The following is a 19,147-nucleotide window of genomic DNA, read 5'->3' on the forward strand; positions in this document are numbered from 1 at the left end:
CCGGCTTTATATTAAAAAATTAATATATAGACCGGCCCCCGGCTCTGGTTCGCCTGATATTCCTGCTTCCCACCGGATGACTTCTCACTCAAGGAGAATTGCTGATGTCCCGTTCCGTCGACCGCCGCGAGTTTCTTAAGAAAGCACTCATCGCAGGAACCGCGGTCCCCGCATTTTCGTCTGCCCTCACACTCCCCTCTCTCGCAGCAGCGAACAAAAGCAAAAGCCCCAACGAGAAACTGAACCTGGCGACCATCGGCGTCGCTGCCCGCGCTTATGCCAATATCACAGGCACCAAATCCGAAAACTTTGTTGCCCTGTGTGATATCGATGCCCAGCGGCTGGAAAAGGCCTCCAAAGAATTTCCGCACGCGGACACTTACGATGATTACCGCAATGCCCTCGATCGGGACGACCTGGACGGCGTGCTCGTCAGCACTCCCGATCACATGCACGCGCCCGCCGCAGCCATGGCCCTCCGCAAAGGCCTTCCCGTCTACTGCGAAAAACCGCTGACCCATTCCGTCTACGAAGCCCGCGTCCTCACTGACCTGGCCGCCAAAGCCGGCGTGCCGACCCAGATGGGGAATCAGATCCACGCTACCGACAACTATCGCAAGGTCGTCGAAATGGTCCAGTCCGGCGTAATTGGTCCCGTGCGTCGCGTGCATGTCTGGGTCGGCGGAGGTGTGCGCATCGAAGGCAAACGCTCTAAAGAAAACAATCCCCCCTCCTACGTCAATTACGATCAATGGATCGGGCCAGCTCCCTTCCGTCCCTATAACGAAACCAGCTTCCACTTCAACTGGCGTTACTGGTGGGACTTCGGCAACGGTCAGCTCGGCGACTTTGGCTGTCACTACATGGATCTGCCCTTCTGGGCCCTGAAACTCAAGTACCCCAAAACCGTCGTCGGGGTTGGTGAGAAAGGCCATAAAGGCGAAAACGACTGCCCGAGCTTCATGCGCGTCGATTATGAATTCACCGAACGCGACGATCTGCCCCCGGTCCACATGACCTGGTATCACGGCGGCTGGAAACCCAAAGGCGCGGAAGTCTATGGGAAGAACAGCGCGGTCCTCTTCGAAGGGGACGACGGGCGCCTGCTCGCCGACTACGGCAGCAACAAGGTCTTCATGGAAGCCGGCAAAGAAGCCAAACCGGTCAAACCCTATCTGACCCGCCCCGAAAGCCATCACATCGAATGGCTCAACGCCATCCGTAGCGGCACACCAACCGGCAGTAACTTCGCCTACGCTGGACCACTGACCGAAACCGTCCTGCTGGGCAACGTCTCTTACCGTCTCGGCGGAAAGAAACTGGAATGGGACGCCGAAAACCTCAAGGTCACCAACGCCCCCGAAGCCGACCAGTACCTCAAACGCGAATACCGCAAAGGCTGGACACTGTAGGCGAAGGTAAGCGAACCTGCTTCACTCGGAACACATAAAAAAAGAGCCTGCTGATTATGAATCAGCAGGCTCTTTCTGTTTTTGATATCAGATCGCGTCAGCTTATTTGTATTTCACAACCGTTTTGTAGTTGGGGGCTAAAAACCGGGGGCCGCGAGTCTTGTAAACGACCTTGCGAGGGGCGTAATAAGCGCCGGGAGCATAATAGGTGGTTGTCGTTACCGGTGCGACAACTGCGGGTGCCGTCTGGTAATAGACGGGAGTCACTACCGGGGCGGGCACGACAGCGGGGGCATAGTAAGCGGTCATTGCGGGCACATAGTAACTCGTGGTCACCGGAGCAGGAACGGCGTAAACTGGTGCCGGACCGACATAAGCAAACGGAGAACTATAGTAAGTCACCCGGCCGCCAGCTTCGGAAACTTGTGGCAGCATGGCAAAACAGGCCGCGATTACGGCGATTGCAGACAGCATTCGAATTCTCATGAGACTGACTCCTGAAGTGAAGGACATCGTGTTTCTAAACTTGCCGAGCCGGCGCGGCTCAGGTCAATTCAGCAGTAATTCGCAAGTCGCAACCTCCTGCAACTGCTTCTGACATCCCTGTCCGTCTCTCGCAATTGTTGAACTGCACAGGTTAGCCCTGCATTATCGATTATACAGGATACGGCGAAGACATCCACCAGCCACTCCCCTTTTTTCTTTCAGATCAACAGACCGTGATGTGATGTTCAGCCACCCCCAGATGGTTCCCCTGCGCAAAATCAGCTGTTTCCGGCTTTCCGGGCTGCCTCCATCAATCCCTGCAGATAACCGAAGGCATGCAGCCGCCCCAGCATCGTATACCCGGGCTCACCCGCTTCCTCTCCCACCAACTGGGGGACATGGTCCGGACGGATCGGCCCTGTAAAACCGATTTCCTGGTACGCCTGCACCGCGGCATACATGTCGGTTGGACCGTTATCGTGAAACGTCTCCACGAACCGCTCGCGGGTTCCCTTGATATCGCGAAAATGCACATACCTGATATGTGGACCCAGCCGCCGGATGGTCTCCGGAATATCCACGCCCATCTCGGCGAACGTCCCTTGGCAGAAACAGATCGCATTCGCCGTACTGGGCACCAGCTGCACCAGCCGTTCAAAATTTTCGACACAGTTCATAATCCGTGCTTTGCCCATGAACGTCTCCAGCGGCGGATCGTCCGGATGCATCGCCAGTGTCACGCCGCATTCCTCTGCCACCGGCACCAGTTCTGTGAGAAACCGTTCCAGGTTGATCCAGAGTTCTTCCGCTGTAATCGGGCTGGATACCTGATCCCGCGTGGTCTCCGAAAGGGAAACGGCCTGCTCTGCTTCATCAACATCAAAGCCGGTCACCAGTGCCCCGCCCCGCTCGCGGGCATCCAGTTTGGTCCGCACCCAGTCTGTACCCGCCATGAAGTTGTAGCAGATAAAGGGAATGCCCACCGCCTGCATGTCGCGCAGCAGCGTTTTCATTTCCGCAATCTCGGCGTCAAACCGTTCGTTCCCCAGTTTGATATTTTCGATCGGCAGATAACCTTCGATGGCGGCAATCTTCAATCCCTGTGCTGCTACCTGATCACACAATGCTTGCAGACGTTCCCGGCCTGGCCCGGGATAGCGAATTGTGACATGCGTCACTCCAATCTGGGCCAGCATTGTCAGGTTCTCGTCGGTAAACGGCGTAACCACCGATGTCAGTTGCATGTGATGCTTTCTTTTTTCAGCTGGGATGAGGTTCACGGCAAACACGTTCTTGTATGTGTCATCCAGAATTCATTTTCATATTAATCCACTGATTTCACAATCACCGTCGTACAGAATTAACAGCTTCTGGCTTTTCACTGATGCAGACTCTGGAGTAAAATTCTGCATTCATTTTTGAATCAAACAGCAAACCAATTTCTGACAGGCGTTCTCAGATGCATCGCATTACCCCTTCGAGCCCCGACGGGCCGATTCTCAGAGACATCGATTCCCTTGCCAAAGATCTCGGTCTGGCGCCTGGCGACTATGAACCGTACGGACGCCTCAAGGCCAAACTGGTGCACGGACTCGCGAACAAATTCACCGATCGTCCCCTGGGAAAATACATTGGTGTCACCGCGGTCAATCCCACGCCACTGGGTGAAGGCAAAACGGTGACCACCATCGGGCTCGCGATGGCCCTCTCTCAACTCGGGCATACCACCATCGGCACGCTTCGTGAGCCTTCCCTGGCGCCGGTATTCGGCATCAAGGGGGGCGGCGCCGGCGGTGGAAACTGCACGCTCGAGCCCCAGGCCGATATCAACCTGCATTTCACGGGGGACATGCACGCTGTTACCTCGGCCACCAACCTGCTGGCCAGCATCATCGATAACCACGTCGCCCGACGAAAAACTCCCGAAATCAACCCGAAGACCATCACCTGGCGACGGTCCCTGGATCTCTGTGATAAAGGACTGGCTCACATCATCAGTGGACTGGATCAACCGCCGCAGGCCCCACTTCGCGAGACCGGCTTCGACCTCACCGCTGCTTCGGAAGTGATGGCAATTCTCGCCCTTGCCAGCGATCCCCGCGATCTCCGCACGCGCCTGGGACGCATCGTCGTCGGCATGACTTTTGACCGCCAGCCGGTGACCGTCGAACAGTTGGGCTGCGCCGGTGCGATGGCCGCCCTGCTCATCGATGCCCTGAGACCTAATCTGGTCCAGAGCTGTGAATCGACGCCCTTTCTCGTGCACGCAGGACCTTTCGGTAACATTGCCCACGGCAACAGTTCGATCATCGCCGATCAGATCGCCCTGCGACTTGCCGAGTACGTCGTCACAGAAAGTGGTTTTGGTGCGGACTGCGGTGCAGAAAAGTTTTTCGATATCAAATGCCGCGCCAGTGGACTGCAGCCCGCTGCGGAAGTCCTCGTCTGTACCGCCCGGGCTCTGAAACTGCAGAGTGGTCAGTTCGACGTCCATCCGGGGAAACCGCTGCCACCTGCACTCCTGGAGGAGAACCTGGAGGCCCTCCGCGCAGGGGCCGTCAATCTGCAGGCGCACCTGGATATTATTCAGCAGTATCATCTGCCTACCGTCGTCGCCATCAATGCCTTTCCCGATGATTCCGAACGCGAACTGCTGGAGATTCAAAAGATCGCCCTCGAACAGGGGGCCACAGCGGCCGTCATCACTCGCGCCTTCAGTGAAGGGGGCGAAGGTTCTTTTGCATTGGCCGAAGCGGTCGTCCAGGCCGCTGAACTGCCGAATCAGTTTGAATATCTCTATCCCTTGGAAATGCCGATCGCGGAAAAAATCGAAACGATCGCGACCCGCATCTATGGAGCTGCCTCCGTCGAATTCGAGCCGCTGGCCCGCCGACGTATGTCGGAGTACGAACAACTTGGCTACGGCAACCTTCCCATCTGCATTGCCAAAACGCAGTACTCGCTCTCTCACGATCCGCACCTCCTGGGACGACCGACCGGCTTTACCTTCCCGGTTCGAGATCTGCGACTCTCTGCGGGCGCTGGTTTTCTGTATGCCTTGAGCGGCGAAATTCGCACCATGCCCGGACTGCCCTCGGACCCGGCGGCACTGCGAATTGACATCGACGATGCCGGTAAAATCATCGGCCTGCATTGACGGGCAACCCGAGTGACTAAGTCAGCGTCGTCGCGCGATACTGGTTCGTTCCCGGCGTGAACAGTTCAGGCAGCCAGGCGACTCCCAGACCCGGCTTCTGTGGAATCTTGATTCGTCCCGCTTCGACTTCAATGGCTGTGTCGATCAGTTGAGGATACAGAATCCGCAAGTGGGCCCGCAAACTTTCCTGCCAGGCCACATTATTCGAACTCGCGGCGACGTGCACGCCGTTGAGCAACGTCAAAGGTCCGGTGCAGTCATGCATCACCACGGGAATGTTATAGAACTGTGCCAGACGGGTGATATTTCGCGTCTGTGATATACCTCCCACCCATGTCGGATCGATCATCACAAAGTCCGCGGCCCGTTTCTCCAGTGCCAGCCGAAAGTCGTCCGGGCCGTTGAACATTTCACTTACCGCCACGGGAATTCCCGCTTTGCTGCGGAAGTCGCTCAGCGTATCCACACAGTCAATCCGCAGCAGGTCCTCGGCCCAGAGGATGTCATATTCCTGCAATCGTTTCGCGATGCGGAGTGCCGGCGCGAGCTGAAAGAACCCGTGGCCGTCGATAATCAGTTCGATATTACTTCCCAGCGCATCCCGGATTTTCTGAAACGGTTCCAGCGCTCGCGTGATGTCTTCGTGTGTGATATGCAGAGGCCCATTCGTCTTGTGCGCCGCGAAGTCCAGCGTCCAGACTTTAAGAGCCTGATAACCTTCTGACAGCAATGACCGTGCCAGCTCCACCGGTTCATTGACGGCGGACCAGTAGTCATTCAGCGGCCCCTGGTTTCCTACCGAACCGTAACCCGGCCAGGTGTGCTTGCTCTCTTTTTCGGTGGTGCCTCCATAGGAAGGACCGCCACAGCTGTTGTAGGTACGAATCGATTCCTGCACACAGCCACCCAGCAGCTGCCAGACCGGCTGTGAAGTGACCTTGCCGAAGATGTCCCACAGCGCGAGGTCAATCGCGGAGATCGCCCGCAGCTCGGTTCCCCGGGAGCCGAAGTTCGTTGCCCGTTCATACAGGAAACGCCAGTGCGCCTCGATGTCGAGGGGATTCTTCCCCATCAGGTAGTGTGACATCCAGTCGTGGATCATCGCTGCTACCGCATGCGGTGCATAGTAAGTTTCGCCGCATCCGACAACGCCTTCGCTGGTATGAATGCGCACCAGCAGCAGACCGGGCATGATCGATTCGGCAATCGACGTTTCTATTTTCGTGATCTGCATCAGAGTTCCTTTAGCAGCAGTGCAAACAGTTAATTGATCGGTTCAAACGGGAACAAAGGCTTGCGGCGGTACTGGTAGTCGAACTGTTCCATGTCCGCCGAAGTGACGCCTGGCGTATTGACACGAATCAGGTTCGGGCAGACCGGACGATAAGCGGCCAGCGGAGCCTGGACACCCTTGGCGACCAGAATCTGGTAGTCGCCCGGATGGATATTACAGGACGTTAACTGCCCCAGGCTGAACGGCGGCGTGCGGTGACTGTTGAGCATGATCGTCAACCCGAAATCAGTCTGGACCACGGCCGTCGGTCCCATATGGAATTCGGTTTTGCCTCCGTGCCTGACTTCTGCTTCCGTGAAGTCTCCATCATGCACACTGATGACGGTGACATTCGCCACCAGGGGGGCACCATGCAAGTCATCTGTTTTTCCACCCATCGCCAGTTCGGGGAGATGAATTCCGGGTCCGGCTGTAATCGCCGTTTGTGCTGCCTCAGGATCGTACAGACACGCGAAGCTGGTTGGCCCCCGGCGGGCTTTAATCGCATGTAGAATTGTTGTCCCATCCGCCGGAGAACCGCCGCCAATATTATCGCCCATGTCCAGGAAACAGACCGGCCCTTCCATCTGCTCTGCCCGGTCGAGTGCGTCTTCGATGCCAATCAGGTGCGCTTTGAATTCATCGCGGCGGTTGATCAGCGTCTGTCCCAGTTCATCGGCCAGTTCCCGGGCCTGAGCGGGATTATCGTCGGTCACTACAATGAAGCCTGAGCCCATCTCTTCGACATCCGCGTAAGGAAACCCCAGGATTATACTGTTTGAGAGCACGCCAGGCGTCTGCAGCATTTTGTTGGCGACATAATACAGCGAGTCACACGGTTCAGAGGAGGTATGCTGGCGTTCGATGTTAATCGCCACGGGCACAAAACAGGCCGCCTGCGTTGGTTTGACCTCCCCTTTCAGAGTCCGGTCCATCAGTCGTGCTGCTTCAATTCCCCGGTCCTTCTGATCGATGTGCGGATTTGTCCGGTAAACGATCGTCGCATTACAGGCATCGATCATCTTCTGGGAAACATTCGCATGCGCATCCAGCGTACAGATGATGGGAAGATCCGGACCAACGGCATCCCGAACCAGCGAGAGCCAGTATCCATCCAGATCACGTTCACTTTCACTCACGCCTGCACCATGCGGTGCGACCAGCAGACCATCCAGCGGTCCTGCCTGCTTCAGCGCCGCGAGCATCAGGTTGATCAGTGTGTTGACGGTTTCCGCTGTAATCGTTCCTCCCGGCAAGGCCCGCGCCACAAAGATCGGTACCACTTCCAGTTCTGTTTCCGCTAGCCCCGCGAAGAAGCCGCCGATTTCATGGGCCGAACTTTTAAAGATCGGGTAGATCTCGTCGCCCGTCGCCAGGACATCGTATTCGAAATCAGCCAGAGTGGTCGCGGTCCGGATGAACGTATTTGATTCGTGCTGTAAGGCCAGGATTCCGACACGCATCTCAGGTTCCTCCAGATCACATTAGTGAAACTCAATAAAAATTCCATGTCGTATCTTAAAATGGAACGGTGTATTCACTATAATGAAACGCAGTGGGGGATGCAAGCCGATCCCTGTAACCTGTCAGCGCACTCCAGAGATGAGACGCCATCCAATATGCCTGCCACTAAAGAAGCCTCTTCGCTGGGCAAAGCATTTCAGGTTCTCGAAGTTTTGGCGACCGCCGCCGGACCGCGGGCGCTCTTGGAAATCGTGCAGGATCTGGGGCTGCATAAACCGACCGTGCACCGCATTCTCGGCGAACTGGTTGACCTGGGATATGTGAGTCGCGTTGAAAAAGGCGTCTATGAAATCACTCCCAAACTCAGAAGGCTCGCGTCCGGCGAACTGGAAGATCGACTGGTCGAAATCGCGGACCCCTGTCTGCGGGAGCTGCATACGGAGACGGGAGAGACCGTTAACCTGGGTGTCCTGCGGGGCACCAATGTTCGTTACCTGCGGGTGCTGGAGAGCACACATCCCCTGCGGCGGATTGTGGAGCCGGACAGTGTCGATCCCTTTTATTCAACTTCTCTGGGGCGGGCGATCACACTGCAACTCACCGATGCGGAATGGGAAGCGCTGATTAACCGCACGCGTCTGCTGGCACGAACCACAGAGACCGTGACCGATGTCAAACAGCTTCGCAAAATTCATCAGCAGGCCCAACAGGATGGCTACTCCGTCGAGCAGGATCAGAACGATGTCGGCGTAACCTGTATCGGTGCCCCCGTCTATCAGCAGGAAAACATCGTCGCCGCCATCAGCCTCAGCGTTCCCACCGCCCGCGCCGATGCGAAGGCCTTAAAGCGTTTCATTAAAGCCGTGCTGCGAACGGCCGAACAGATTTCTCAAAAACTCGATTTCAACAGATGAGCACACCATGAATAATCCGACCCCTGAAACAATTACGCTGGACATGATGCGGGAATCCCTCTATTCGGCCATCGTCTGTGATGCCCTGGATTCCATCGGCCTGACCAACCAGTCTCCCCGCAAGGAGCTCTTCCCGATGACGGTCGAGGATGTCGTCGTGGGCCGCTGCAAAACCAGCCTCTGGGCCGACATGTACCACACGGACTCCAGCCCTTACGAACTGGAACTCAAAGGCGTTGATTCGATTAACGCGGATGAAATCTTCATCGCCGCTGCCAGCGGTTCGATGCGGTCGGGCATCTGGGGCGAACTCCTCTCTACCGCTGTGAAACACCGGGGCTGCTGCGGAGCGATCATCGATGGAGCCGTTCGCGATGTTCGACAGATGCGGGAAATGTCCTTCCCCGTCTGGGCCGTCGGCACATCCCCTTATGACAGTAAAGACCGCCAGCGGATTATCGACCTCGACATTCCCGTCGAGATCGGAGGTGTCAACTTCTCCCCCGGTGACCTGGTGATCGCCGACGTGGATGGCATCGTGGTTGTCCCCCAGGAAGTCGAAGACAAAGTCATTCGTCTCGCCTGGCAGAAGGTGCACGAAGAAAACACATTCCGTGACAGTATTAAGGCGGGCATGTCCGCCACCGAAGCCTTCGCCAAATACGGGATACTTTGATCGACGGCCGTTACGATTCCGGATTCCACCACTGGTTCAGCAGCTTGTGTAATGTTTGCTGCCGGGCTTTGAATTGGGGATCGTCGATCAGGTTATTGGATTCCCCCGGATCTTTGACCACATCATACAGCACATCGCCTCGCGTGTAATTGTTCCAGGTTTTACCCTGCGCGTTCGCGTTGTGTGACGTGATGAGCTTGAGATTCCCTTGACGCACCCAGCGATGGGCAACATCCCGTTCCGGATGTTTGAGGGAACTCGCATCGCCTGGAAAAATCGCCCCATACACGGCGCGGTCAGATGGTAACGCTTCTTTGCCTTCCGCAGCCGGTAACAGGTTTACGCCGGGCAGTCGCTGTGCCTCTTTTTTGAGGCCGGCCGCGTTGAGCAGTGTCGGCACCACATCGATGCTGCTGACCAGTTCTGTGAGCGTCGCAGGCTGGGTCACGCCATCCCAGCGGATCAGGATCGGCGAGCGTAGTCCGTCTTCAAATGGAGATCGTTTGCTGGCCTTCGTGTGGTGATAATTTTCTCGTGGCTGCATGGGTCGCTCACCCGGAGTCCAGCCGTTGTCGATCACGAACAGGAACAGCGTGTTTTTTACGTCCGCTTCTTTTTCGACGAAGCGGACTAAGTCTCCGACCGTATCATCGAACTCCGTGCAGCTGGCATAATAAGCGATTTCGTTTTTCTTCACACCCGGTTGATTGCGATAAAGATCGAAATACTTCTGGGGAGAATCGTGGGGCTGATGCGGCAGATACGGGGCATACCAGACCAGCCAGGGGGTGGAGTCTTTTTCGCAGTCTTTGACGAAATCATAGATCGGCTGCATCGTCTCGCGACCGATCTTGAGGCCCCAGTCTCCATTACCGTGAGCCGCGAGAGTGCCGTTAGCCAGCTTGCGATTCCCTCCAAAGGTCTGCCCCGGGACCGGTTCGAAAATCGTCATCCCCTCTGTGAAGCCGGCATTGCGGTAATGGCCTTCCCAGAACTTCCCGGTCTGCAGGCAACGATAGCCGTGGGTAGCGAGCAGCCGCGGTAGTGTATCGACGGACTGAATCAATTGAAAAGCCGTGCTGCGGGTCTGCTCGTACTCCTTGCGGGAGGTCATCCGGTTGAAGGCACTATTGCCTGGCGGAGGGTGATTGTAATGAATACCGCTCTGATGAGGATAGAGGCCGGTCAGCAATGTCGCCAGCGAGGGGCTGCAGACGCTCGTTGGCAGATAGCCGTTGACAAACCGGGCCGACTGGGCCGCCAACTGGTCAATCTGTGGCGTTTTGATCTGCCTGTTTCCCATGAACCCGAAGTCCCGATAGGTCTGATCGTCGGAAATGATCATCACAATATTCGGGCGTCGGGAGTCTTCCGCCAGCGATGTCCGGCAGAAAGTGAAGCCGCCCAGGACCAGCAGCAGGCAGTACAGGAATGCCTGAATTCTCAATTCAATCAAACGTGGCATGGTTCTCAAATCCCCCTACACCTCAAACGCATGAATTGCTACAGTAACCCCAGCATAGTCGTTGAGTCGACGCCTGTCATTCCGGATTTGCGTTTCAGGTTTCTGCTTTAGCATCCGTCTCCCGGAACTCGGCCTCTGTGAAGAATCCAATAATTAAGAACGGACTCGAAAAGTTAAGAAAACAGCGATTACAAATCGAATTGGACAGGGTAACATAGCATCTGCCATGGAAGAATGTCCCGGGCTGACACATTCCCTCCCTGGTTCTTTTCTCCCGTTCAGTTCAGGAAGATAACCACGCATTTCAGGTTTCAGAAAAGGAAAGCATCCGTGAGCATTGATCCCATGACCTATCAGCCGGGCGGCGATAAAAAGAATTCTGAGTTTTTCGAAGAATACCGGATGAAAATTTTCGAACGCCGCAAGTCCAGCGGGATCGAAGATCTGCTCGGAACGATGCGGGGGATCGTCCTGCAGGTTGAAACCGGAGAAGTGCTGCCTTACCTGCATGAACTCTATCTGATGGGCCCCTATCGTTTTTCAGCGGCCTTCAAGAACAATACACACAACGTCTACGTGCTCACCTCGCACCCCGATTACCCGCGGATGTTTGTTCTGGAGCCACGCGACAAGGATTACGCCGACGAAATCACCATGTTCAATCGGCTGTATCCGCTCTCCAGCAAAAAGCCGAACGCCCGCTACATCGGAGAAATCTTCAGTACTAAAGATGTGAACGAAACGCGGAGCACGCTCGAATCGCACAGCGTCCGTTTCAATTATCATCATGAAACCAAGAACCCGTTCTTCACTGACGCGCATTTCGTCTTTACCTTCCCTTCTGATTTTACCTGTAACCGCGTCGGCTATACGCAGGAGAACATCGACGATTACGACGTACTCCAACTGGGTACCCCCTTCGAACTCGAACCTGAAGTGATGGATTCCCTGAACCAGGTACTCGCCTTCGGTGAAGCTCATAAGCTGAATAAGCTGGTTTTGGGGGTCGATCACCTGGCAACCCGGATTCTGGCCGGCGAGCGGGAAGATGCCATCCTGGAATTTCTGACGATGTCCAATCACTACTTCTGGGGGGCATACAATATTTCGGAGATGAACTCGTCAACGAACGTGACCCGGAATGGCTATGTCGACAACGATAAAAAGTCACCGGCCAAGGTCTTCACAGCCAACAACACGCCTTCCTTTGTGAATTCGTTCGAAAATCTGCCGATGCCTACCGAAGACTTCGTACGCAATTATGGACGCCGTCTGCACCACGTGGCGTACGAAGTACTCGACGGGGATCACAAGTCTGGTGAGAAAAACGTGGATTACGTCGTCCAGACCCTCAAAGACAAAGGCATTCCCTTCCTGGCACACGTAGTCGGGGAATGTCTGGATGAACCCAACCTGAAGCAGATTTTCTCCAAGCATTCCCAGTATTCGATTCTGATTACCGAATATGTGGAACGCTGCCACGCCTATGAAGGCTTCTTCACCAAGTCCAACGTGGCTGCGTTGACCGAGGCGGCAGGCAAGGACGAGCGCTATGATCACGGGCACGTCTTCGACTGACAGATGCTCCGCCCTGACGTCCCCCGGAATTCTGCGCTGCTCTACTCACACCAGGAATTGAGAACTCTATGAATCAGACTTCTAAGGAACTGCCACGGCTGGTCATCATCGGCGGAGGCTTCGCGGGCATCAACGTCGTCAAGGCATTCAAGAATGTCGCGGTGGAGATTGATCTGATCGACAAACGGAATTACCACCTGTTTCAGCCTCTGCTGTACCAGGTGGCAACCGGAGAGCTCGATCCCGCGAATATCGCCGCGCCGATCCGCAAGATCCTCTGGAAACAGAAGAACGTGCACGTGGCCCTGGGCAAAGTCACCGACATTGACTTCGATAAAAAGCTCGTGCAGTTTGACGGGGGCGAAATGGACTACGATTACCTGGTCATCGCCACCGGTGCCCAGCAGTCCTACTTCGGACATGACGAATTTCGCGTGCACGCGCCCGGTCTCAAAACGATTGACGATGCCCTGGAAATCCGCCGCCGCCTCTTCCTCGCATTCGAAGAAGCGGAATGGGAAGCCGATGAAGAGTCCCGCCGCAAGAAGCTGACCTTCGTTATCGTGGGGGGCGGACCGACGGGCGTCGAACTGGCAGGCGCCGTGAAAGAGGTCGCCACCGAAACGCTGCCGAAAGAATTCCGCAACGTCCACTGTGACATGGCCCGCGTGATTCTCGTCGATGGCGGGGAACGTCTCGTGGGCCCCATGCCTGAAGATCTGGGTAAGAAAGCTCAGGAAGTGCTCGAAAAAATGGGCGTCGAAATCCACCTGCAGGTTCACGTAAACGACGTCACTTCGGAAGGGGTCGTCATCGGCGACGAGACGATTCCCGCAGAGAACGTCTTCTGGGCGGCGGGCGTCCAGGGACAGGACCTGGCTAAAGAACTGGATGTCGAAACCGATCGCGGCAGCCGGATTGTCGTCAACCCGGACATGTCAATCCCCGGTCATCCCGAAGTCTTCGTCGTAGGGGATGCTGCCCACGCGACCGATGCCAAAACTGGAAAGCCGGTTCCCGGCGTCGCCCAGGGTGCGATCCAGACGGGGCGCTTTGTTGCCGAGATCATTAAGCAGGAGCTCGAGGGGACGGCGCCCAAAGAACGTCCCGCTTTCAGTTATTATGACAAAGGTTCGATGGCGATGATCGGCCGGGGGAACGCGATCGCTGCGATCGGGAAGGTGCATTACAGCGGCATCCTGGGCTGGATCTCCTGGAATATCCTGCATGTCATGTTTCTTGTCGGATTCCGTAATCGCTTCAAAGTCATGCTCGACTGGCTCTGGAACTACATCTGGAAGACCCGCCGCTCACGACTGATTACCGGCGATCCCCAGGTACATATCAAACGCCTGTACTCGGAACGACAGAAACGCGAAGAGGAAAAACGTCGCCACCTGTTGCATCGTCATAAGGACGAAGAGCAGTAAACCTGACAAGGGAGCTTCAGTGAATTTCCTGATGGCACTCGTCGTGGCCGGCCTGTTGATCCTGGGAATGTTTTTGTTCCGCTGGGTGGTCAGACATGTGTTTGGACAGGAACTGCAGCAGCGCGGTGGAGATCTCTCACGAGAACAGAACTATGGAATGGAAGTTCCTTCCGGAGTCCTCGTCTGGTTGAGTCTGGCTGACTTTGTTTATGTCTATAGAATTCCGATTTCCCTGCTGATCCTGGTGTGCGCACTCGGCTGCGCCTGGTATTGTGGAAATGGATGAGAAAAACTGCTGACTGCAATGTCGCTGGAGAACCAAAAGTTTCAGAGGCTCACTGCAGACGTCTCAAGACTATTTAATCTAAGGAGACACACTCATGGAAACAACAAATCAGGAAACTGAACTCCGTCAAAAAGCCACCGCTACCGCAGGCATGGTTTATTTTGGATCGATTGTCACCGGGTTTCTGGGCATTGTGGGTGCCTTAATTGCCATGACTGAGAACCTGGGGGCAGGGGGAATCTATCTGCTGGCCTCCGCCTTTGCCTTCGGTCTCCTGGCCAATGCTCTGTACCGCAACTGAACTGCTATCCTGCTCGGCGGTCGGGTTACTCCACATCCTGCTTAGGCGTATCCGCCAGCAGATCGGTTGAGTCTTCTTCCGGATCGCGGGCCTGTTGGCTCTGGCGTTTGATGTCGTTGTATTCGTTGGTCAGTTCCCCTTCCGCCTCCGATACCGTCTCTTCGTCCTTCAGATTGACGGGCCGCGGTCGGGCAGGCAGTCGCGTAGGGGCTGGTTCCACAGAGGGCTCCTGATCTCCTTCCAGCATCTGAACTGGTACTCCCTGCGGGAAGATGACTTCGCGGGCGTCGTCGGGCATCGAGAAACCCTGTTCTTCGAACGCCGTCTTGACCTGACGCATTAAGGCGGAATTGACTTTGAGTACGCTGTGCTTATGGCCGTCGATCCAGTAATACAGACGCAGATTGACGGTCGAGGCTGCCAGGTTTTCGACCAGCACCAGAGGTTCGGGATCGTCGAGCACAGCCGGGTGCTGTCCCAGCGTCGTTTTCGCAAGTGTCTGCGCTTCGATGAGCGGTACGTCATACCCCACGCCGATGAGGAAGTCGAGCCGGACTTTGGGATTCGAGGTGAAGTTCTCAATCTTGCTTTTGTAGATGATCGAGTTTGGAATCTGAACGTGATTGCCTTCCAGCGTCATCAGCAGGGTACCGCGGGTATTAACCCGTTGAACAAAGCCCTCAACCCCTTCAACCTCGATCAGATCACCATAGCGAAACGGATTCTGCATGCTGATCAGAATGCTGGCCAGGAAGTTTTCTGCAATGTCCCGGAAGGCGATCCCGATAATCAAACCGATCAGCCCGGTCCCGCCAATCACAGTGGTCGCCAGACGCGTCAGACCGGAGATCTGCAGCACCAGGTAGATGCCGAACAGCAGGACAATCAACAGCAGTGCTTTCCGCAGTACCCCTTTCAACAGCTTGTTATCCACGCGACTCAGAAGCGTCCAATCCGCTACCCAGCCGCAGAGCAGCATACTCAGCCAGGTCAGCAGCAGGATCAGGAGTGCCATGATGATAGTCGGAATTGCGCGCACCGTGTTCCGCAGCATTTCCCGCATTGGCACAAATGACGCACTCATGTCCCACAAGGGCGGCTGTCGCACTTGAATCCGGTTGACCACCGCCACGACATCCTGAGTGTTTCGCGCCAGCTCCCCAGCCCAGGTGCGGTACCTTTCATCGTCAGTCGTTCCCGTGAGAAAGGCGACTCCTTCATCGACGTCTGCTTCCGGTTCGGTAAACCATTCAGTCGCTTCCAGAATATGCGTCAGTCGTCGCGAAATATCAACATCAAGGGCAGCGGGTGTGACATTCACCGCTTTCGGCGCCGGCACGGTCTCCTCAACCGACTGCGGTTCAGCGGGCGCTGATTCTGCCGGTTCCTGTTCCTGCCCCCTGCTGACCGACGGACCTCCTGCCACCATGCTGAGTATGAGAAAGAACCGAATCAGTGCAGGCATGGAAAACTCCCGTCTGTGAAGTGTAGGGGTGATGTCATTTTTGAAGCTGCTCTGCAGAAGAGCCGCTCAATATTTAAAGCACATGCCGTACCATTGGCGCTGATTGGTTAAATACATTTCAGGCATGATCTACCATGCAAAGCCGCTGGCTCTCTCACAACGGCATACTCAACTGGTCGTTGAACGCGCACCCTGATCGATCGTCAGTCAGGAAAAGGACTGGATTCTCAACCCGGATGAGACTGGGGAGACGCAGCGGTTGCTTCAGAGTCAGAGAACTTGAACCAGCGGAAGAGAACAATCAGACAGGCGACCGCCAGCAGTGGTAATGAAAAAAACAAAATATCAGACCAGTCCGTCTGATGCTCCATGCCTTTGTGAGTCGGGGGTGAAGGCCCAAGGATCAGATCCAGAAAAATCATCGGGAGCAACGAGCACAGAGTCAGGATTCCCAAAGTGCCGACAAAGCGATGTTTTCCGGGTGGAGTGTAAGTCGCCCAGGCACTCAGGCCAAAGAAGAGTGCCATACCAATTACCGTTCCCGCCCCATAGGTGCGCCAGTAAGCCAGATCAGCTTCGCGGTCCATTGCGGGGGAATCGTGCCAGAACCAGTAAAACAGGGTATAGCCGCCAATCAGGATGATGGGCAGCAGAGCACCTGTCGCGGTACCAATCACGCCGGCGATGAGTCCCCGTTTGAAGTTCATGGTGGAACTGCTCTGAAAAATATTATTTCATCTGACTCAATACAACCTTATCGAACAGCTTGTCCGTCAACAGTCGCTTCACGCGGGGTAGCAGCTTGGCGTCCATCGTTGTTGCGTAGCGGGTCTTGGGGTTTTTGGCCTCGATCGCTTTGATCACGGCGTTCGCTGTCCCTTCCGGACCCGGGCACTTGGCATACATTCCGCCGGTATATTTACGGAAGCCGGAGACTAAAGGCTTATAGTCTTCCGCGAGATCCAGACTATCGAGGGTACCAAAGGCGACTTCGTCGAATTCAGTTTTGACGGCTCCAGGCTCGATGATGACCACGTCAATTCCCAGCGGCTTGACCTCCATCCGCAGCGCATCCGAAAAAGCTTCGACGGCGTGTTTGGTCGAAGCGTACCAGCCCACCACGGCTGTTGAAATCTGACCGACTACTGACGATGTATTGATGATAGTCCCCGAACGCTGCTGACGCATCTGTGGGAGAACCGCCTGGATTAAGCGTCCCATGCCGAAGACATTGACATCATACTGACGCTGAATCTCTTCCAGTGGGATGTCTTCAATTGTGCCGTACGAACCGTAGCCCGCGTTGTTGAACAGCACATCGATTCGCTGCTGTTCATCCAGAACTCGCCCCACTCCTGCTTTGACGGATTCGTTATCGGTCACATCCATGTGCATCACATGAGCGCCTTTGGCTTTCAGGTCCTGCATCCGCTCGACCCGCCGTGCTGCCGCGTATACGGTATAGCCTTTCGCCAGCAGTTTTTCAGCAACCAGTTTTCCAAATCCGGCAGAAGCACCGGTGATCAAGACTGTCTTCATACTGTTCTGACTCCGTTCAGTTGAATTGCTTGTTGTGTTAGTCGCCGACCAGTCGCGGTTCGTACACGCATTATCTCTGCCAGGCCAGTTCGATGTCACCATCCACAAACCCGATGCCGACCGCGGCTCCGGACTTCAGCTTTTCAGCAGGGCCCTGTACTGTATTGAGATAATTCTGAACCAGAGACTTCATGCAGGAGAGACACGCCTCCCACTCTGTCCCGGAGGCCTCAAGGGGAATATACAGCATTCGTTGCTCAGGCGTCCAGACCTCCTCGCAGGCCCAGTCATCATCTTCAAGATCGAAACTCCCTGTGCCGACCAGGTCGATGCCAAACCTGATCTCATCGTCACCCGCAGATTCATACAGATTAAAATGGAACGCTGCTACATCATCCGGGATGTCCTCAGTGAGCGCAGCGGTCAGCCAGTTGTTGAAGTCTTCGTTAAAGTCCATGCGGGTGAGACTATCTTTTGAAGGGAGGCAAACAAACAGGGGGCTTTGTGTGATCCCCGATAAACGTGTGATTTTATCGCGATTGCATCGAACAACACAATCCGCTTATTCCTGGGAACTCGTTTCGTCAGAAGCGAGGCGTTCTGCCTGCTGTTGTCGCCAGCGGGCCTGATAGATAAAGTGCTCGATCTGAAACGCCTCGTAGAGTCCAGCGCGCAGCAACTCGAAGCGTTCCGGGTTCAAAGTCGTCTGTCTGGGGTCATGATACGAGGGATAGGCGTTCTCGCCAGCGGTGTTACAGACACGATCATTTAATTTTGCCTTGAACCACCAGTGCCCTCCGTCCAGCACATCCATTTGCACGTCCTGCGGATGATAGTCGTCCCGCCAGTTCCAGGTATCCAGCAGATCCAGAGCTGCAACGAAACATTCAACCTGCTCGTCAGAGGCGGGAATACGACCTTCAATCAGCCCCGCATATTCCCGGGTCCCGCGATAGCGCAGTTCTCCCTCTTTCAGACGCCAGGAATATTGGCCGCCCAGTTCCAGAGAGAACCCCAGTTCAAAACAGGGGTCGATCATGATTTATACTTTCGCGATATGTTTTTAAAATTTAGTCTTCACATTTTTTCAGCATGTTCCGCCAATCGCTGGTACTCGTGCAGCGGAAACTCTTTACCCCAGCGCCGGTGATAATCCCTGGCTTCAATCTGTTCGTGAATTTTCCAAAGAACCTGGTTAATCTGTTGCACGATGCGCCGGCCTGTTGTCACACCTTGCAGGAGAATCTCACTATCTTGGCGAGAAGTTGTTTTTCCTCTAATCCCATCCGGAAACCACAGGACTTCATAGCTTGCCTTTTCATCATTTTGTCTGACTATCAGTTGTAATTCCCCCGGCTCGTCGAGGAAACAGGCTGTTGAATCCGAGGACCCACTGAGAATTGATAATGCCATCTGTGCCAGATCAAGCAGGCTGTCATGCAAACCGGAGGCAGCACGTTCCACTGTTGTCTGACCGTCGGACAGGGAGACGATCGCCCATCCATGGTTTCGTAGCTCATAAGAGATTATAACTTGCATCATCGTTATCCGGATACAGGATTTACCTCAGACTGATTTAACTTACAAACTTAACAGGGTTTATCCAACTGGATTGCTTACGCTCAACATCCCTCTCCAGAAAAACACGACATTCTCCTTGAATGAGCAGGCTGATGAGTTAGGATCACAAGCGTGATTCTT

19 protein-coding genes are annotated in these 19,147 nt (G+C 55.2%); 8 read left to right on the forward strand and 11 right to left on the reverse strand.

The window, feature by feature from the left end:
• Window positions 1–104 precede the first annotated feature (104 nt).
• A complete protein-coding gene (locus F1728_RS20815; protein WP_155365690.1) occupies window positions 105–1,412 on the forward strand; it encodes a Gfo/Idh/MocA family protein in 1,308 nt (435 codons plus the stop codon).
• A 102-nt stretch (window positions 1,413–1,514) separates the two neighbouring features.
• Here F1728_RS20815 and F1728_RS20820 read toward each other — a convergent pair whose 3' ends face one another.
• Window positions 1,515–1,898 (reverse strand): hypothetical protein, encoded by a 384-nt coding sequence (locus F1728_RS20820; RefSeq protein WP_155365691.1) that lies wholly within the window; start codon window positions 1,896–1,898, stop codon window positions 1,515–1,517.
• Window positions 1,899–2,176: 278 nt separating this feature from the next.
• Window positions 2,177–3,142 carry a mannonate dehydratase gene (locus tag F1728_RS20825; protein ID WP_155365692.1) on the reverse strand — a complete coding sequence of 322 codons (966 nt, stop codon included), beginning with the start codon at window positions 3,140–3,142 and terminating at the stop codon, window positions 2,177–2,179.
• Window positions 3,143–3,357: 215 nt separating this feature from the next.
• Between F1728_RS20825 and F1728_RS20830 the strand changes: the two genes are divergently transcribed.
• Entirely contained in the window at window positions 3,358–5,055 is a 1,698-nt protein-coding gene (locus F1728_RS20830) for a formate--tetrahydrofolate ligase (protein WP_155365693.1), read from the forward strand.
• A gap of 16 nt (window positions 5,056–5,071) precedes the next feature.
• On the opposite strand, the gene F1728_RS20835 is transcribed toward F1728_RS20830, so the two are convergent.
• Window positions 5,072–6,289 (reverse strand): mandelate racemase/muconate lactonizing enzyme family protein, encoded by a 1,218-nt coding sequence (locus F1728_RS20835; RefSeq protein ID WP_155365694.1) that lies wholly within the window; start codon window positions 6,287–6,289, stop codon window positions 5,072–5,074.
• Between the two features lie 29 nt (window positions 6,290–6,318).
• Window positions 6,319–7,791, reverse strand: coding sequence for a M81 family metallopeptidase (locus F1728_RS20840; RefSeq protein WP_155365695.1), 1,473 nt, complete (start codon window positions 7,789–7,791; stop codon window positions 6,319–6,321).
• Window positions 7,792–7,836: 45 nt separating this feature from the next.
• On the opposite strand from F1728_RS20840, the gene F1728_RS20845 reads away from it, so the two are divergent.
• Window positions 7,837–8,706, forward strand: a complete 870-nt coding sequence (locus tag F1728_RS20845) for an IclR family transcriptional regulator (RefSeq protein ID WP_228030263.1) — start codon at window positions 7,837–7,839, stop codon at window positions 8,704–8,706.
• A gap of 7 nt (window positions 8,707–8,713) precedes the next feature.
• Window positions 8,714–9,382 carry an RraA family protein gene (locus tag F1728_RS20850; protein WP_155365696.1) on the forward strand — a complete coding sequence of 223 codons (669 nt, stop codon included), beginning with the start codon at window positions 8,714–8,716 and terminating at the stop codon, window positions 9,380–9,382.
• Between the two features lie 10 nt (window positions 9,383–9,392).
• Here F1728_RS20850 and F1728_RS20855 read toward each other — a convergent pair whose 3' ends face one another.
• The gene (locus F1728_RS20855) at window positions 9,393–10,847 is read right to left on the reverse strand and encodes a sulfatase-like hydrolase/transferase (protein WP_155365697.1); all 1,455 of its coding nucleotides are present in this window, start codon (window positions 10,845–10,847) and stop codon (window positions 9,393–9,395) included.
• Window positions 10,848–11,192: 345 nt separating this feature from the next.
• On the opposite strand from F1728_RS20855, the gene F1728_RS20860 reads away from it, so the two are divergent.
• The 4 genes from F1728_RS20860 to F1728_RS20875 all read left to right on the forward strand — a co-directional run bounded on the left by F1728_RS20860 (window position 11,193) and on the right by F1728_RS20875 (window position 14,442).
• Window positions 11,193–12,425, forward strand: a complete 1,233-nt coding sequence (locus tag F1728_RS20860) for a hypothetical protein (RefSeq protein ID WP_155367444.1) — start codon at window positions 11,193–11,195, stop codon at window positions 12,423–12,425.
• Between the two features lie 68 nt (window positions 12,426–12,493).
• Window positions 12,494–13,855 (forward strand): NAD(P)/FAD-dependent oxidoreductase, encoded by a 1,362-nt coding sequence (locus F1728_RS20865; RefSeq protein ID WP_155365698.1) that lies wholly within the window; start codon window positions 12,494–12,496, stop codon window positions 13,853–13,855.
• Window positions 13,856–13,874: 19 nt separating this feature from the next.
• The gene (locus F1728_RS20870) at window positions 13,875–14,141 is read left to right on the forward strand and encodes a hypothetical protein (RefSeq protein WP_155365699.1); all 267 of its coding nucleotides are present in this window, start codon (window positions 13,875–13,877) and stop codon (window positions 14,139–14,141) included.
• Window positions 14,142–14,235: 94 nt separating this feature from the next.
• A complete protein-coding gene (locus tag F1728_RS20875) occupies window positions 14,236–14,442 on the forward strand; it encodes a hypothetical protein (protein ID WP_155365700.1) in 207 nt (68 codons plus the stop codon).
• Between the two features lie 25 nt (window positions 14,443–14,467).
• On the opposite strand, the gene F1728_RS20880 is transcribed toward F1728_RS20875, so the two are convergent.
• From F1728_RS20880 to F1728_RS20905, 6 genes are all read right to left on the reverse strand, one after another.
• Window positions 14,468–15,907: a mechanosensitive ion channel family protein gene (locus F1728_RS20880; protein ID WP_155365701.1), complete on the reverse strand. Its 1,440-nt coding sequence runs from the start codon at window positions 15,905–15,907 to the stop codon at window positions 14,468–14,470.
• A gap of 227 nt (window positions 15,908–16,134) precedes the next feature.
• Window positions 16,135–16,614 carry a hypothetical protein gene (locus F1728_RS20885; RefSeq protein ID WP_155365702.1) on the reverse strand — a complete coding sequence of 160 codons (480 nt, stop codon included), beginning with the start codon at window positions 16,612–16,614 and terminating at the stop codon, window positions 16,135–16,137.
• Between the two features lie 22 nt (window positions 16,615–16,636).
• Complete coding sequence (locus tag F1728_RS20890) at window positions 16,637–17,446, reverse strand: oxidoreductase (protein ID WP_155365703.1); 810 nt, start codon at window positions 17,444–17,446, stop codon at window positions 16,637–16,639.
• 70 nt (window positions 17,447–17,516) lie between these two features.
• Window positions 17,517–17,903: a hypothetical protein gene (locus F1728_RS20895; RefSeq protein WP_155365704.1), complete on the reverse strand. Its 387-nt coding sequence runs from the start codon at window positions 17,901–17,903 to the stop codon at window positions 17,517–17,519.
• 105 nt (window positions 17,904–18,008) lie between these two features.
• Window positions 18,009–18,485 carry a hypothetical protein gene (locus F1728_RS20900; protein WP_155365705.1) on the reverse strand — a complete coding sequence of 159 codons (477 nt, stop codon included), beginning with the start codon at window positions 18,483–18,485 and terminating at the stop codon, window positions 18,009–18,011.
• 38 nt (window positions 18,486–18,523) lie between these two features.
• A complete protein-coding gene (locus tag F1728_RS20905; RefSeq protein ID WP_155365706.1) occupies window positions 18,524–18,988 on the reverse strand; it encodes a hypothetical protein in 465 nt (154 codons plus the stop codon).
• Window positions 18,989–19,147 lie beyond the last annotated feature (159 nt).

Source organism: Gimesia benthica, from assembly GCF_009720525.1.
Classification (GTDB): Bacteria; Planctomycetota; Planctomycetia; order Planctomycetales; family Planctomycetaceae; genus Gimesia; species Gimesia benthica.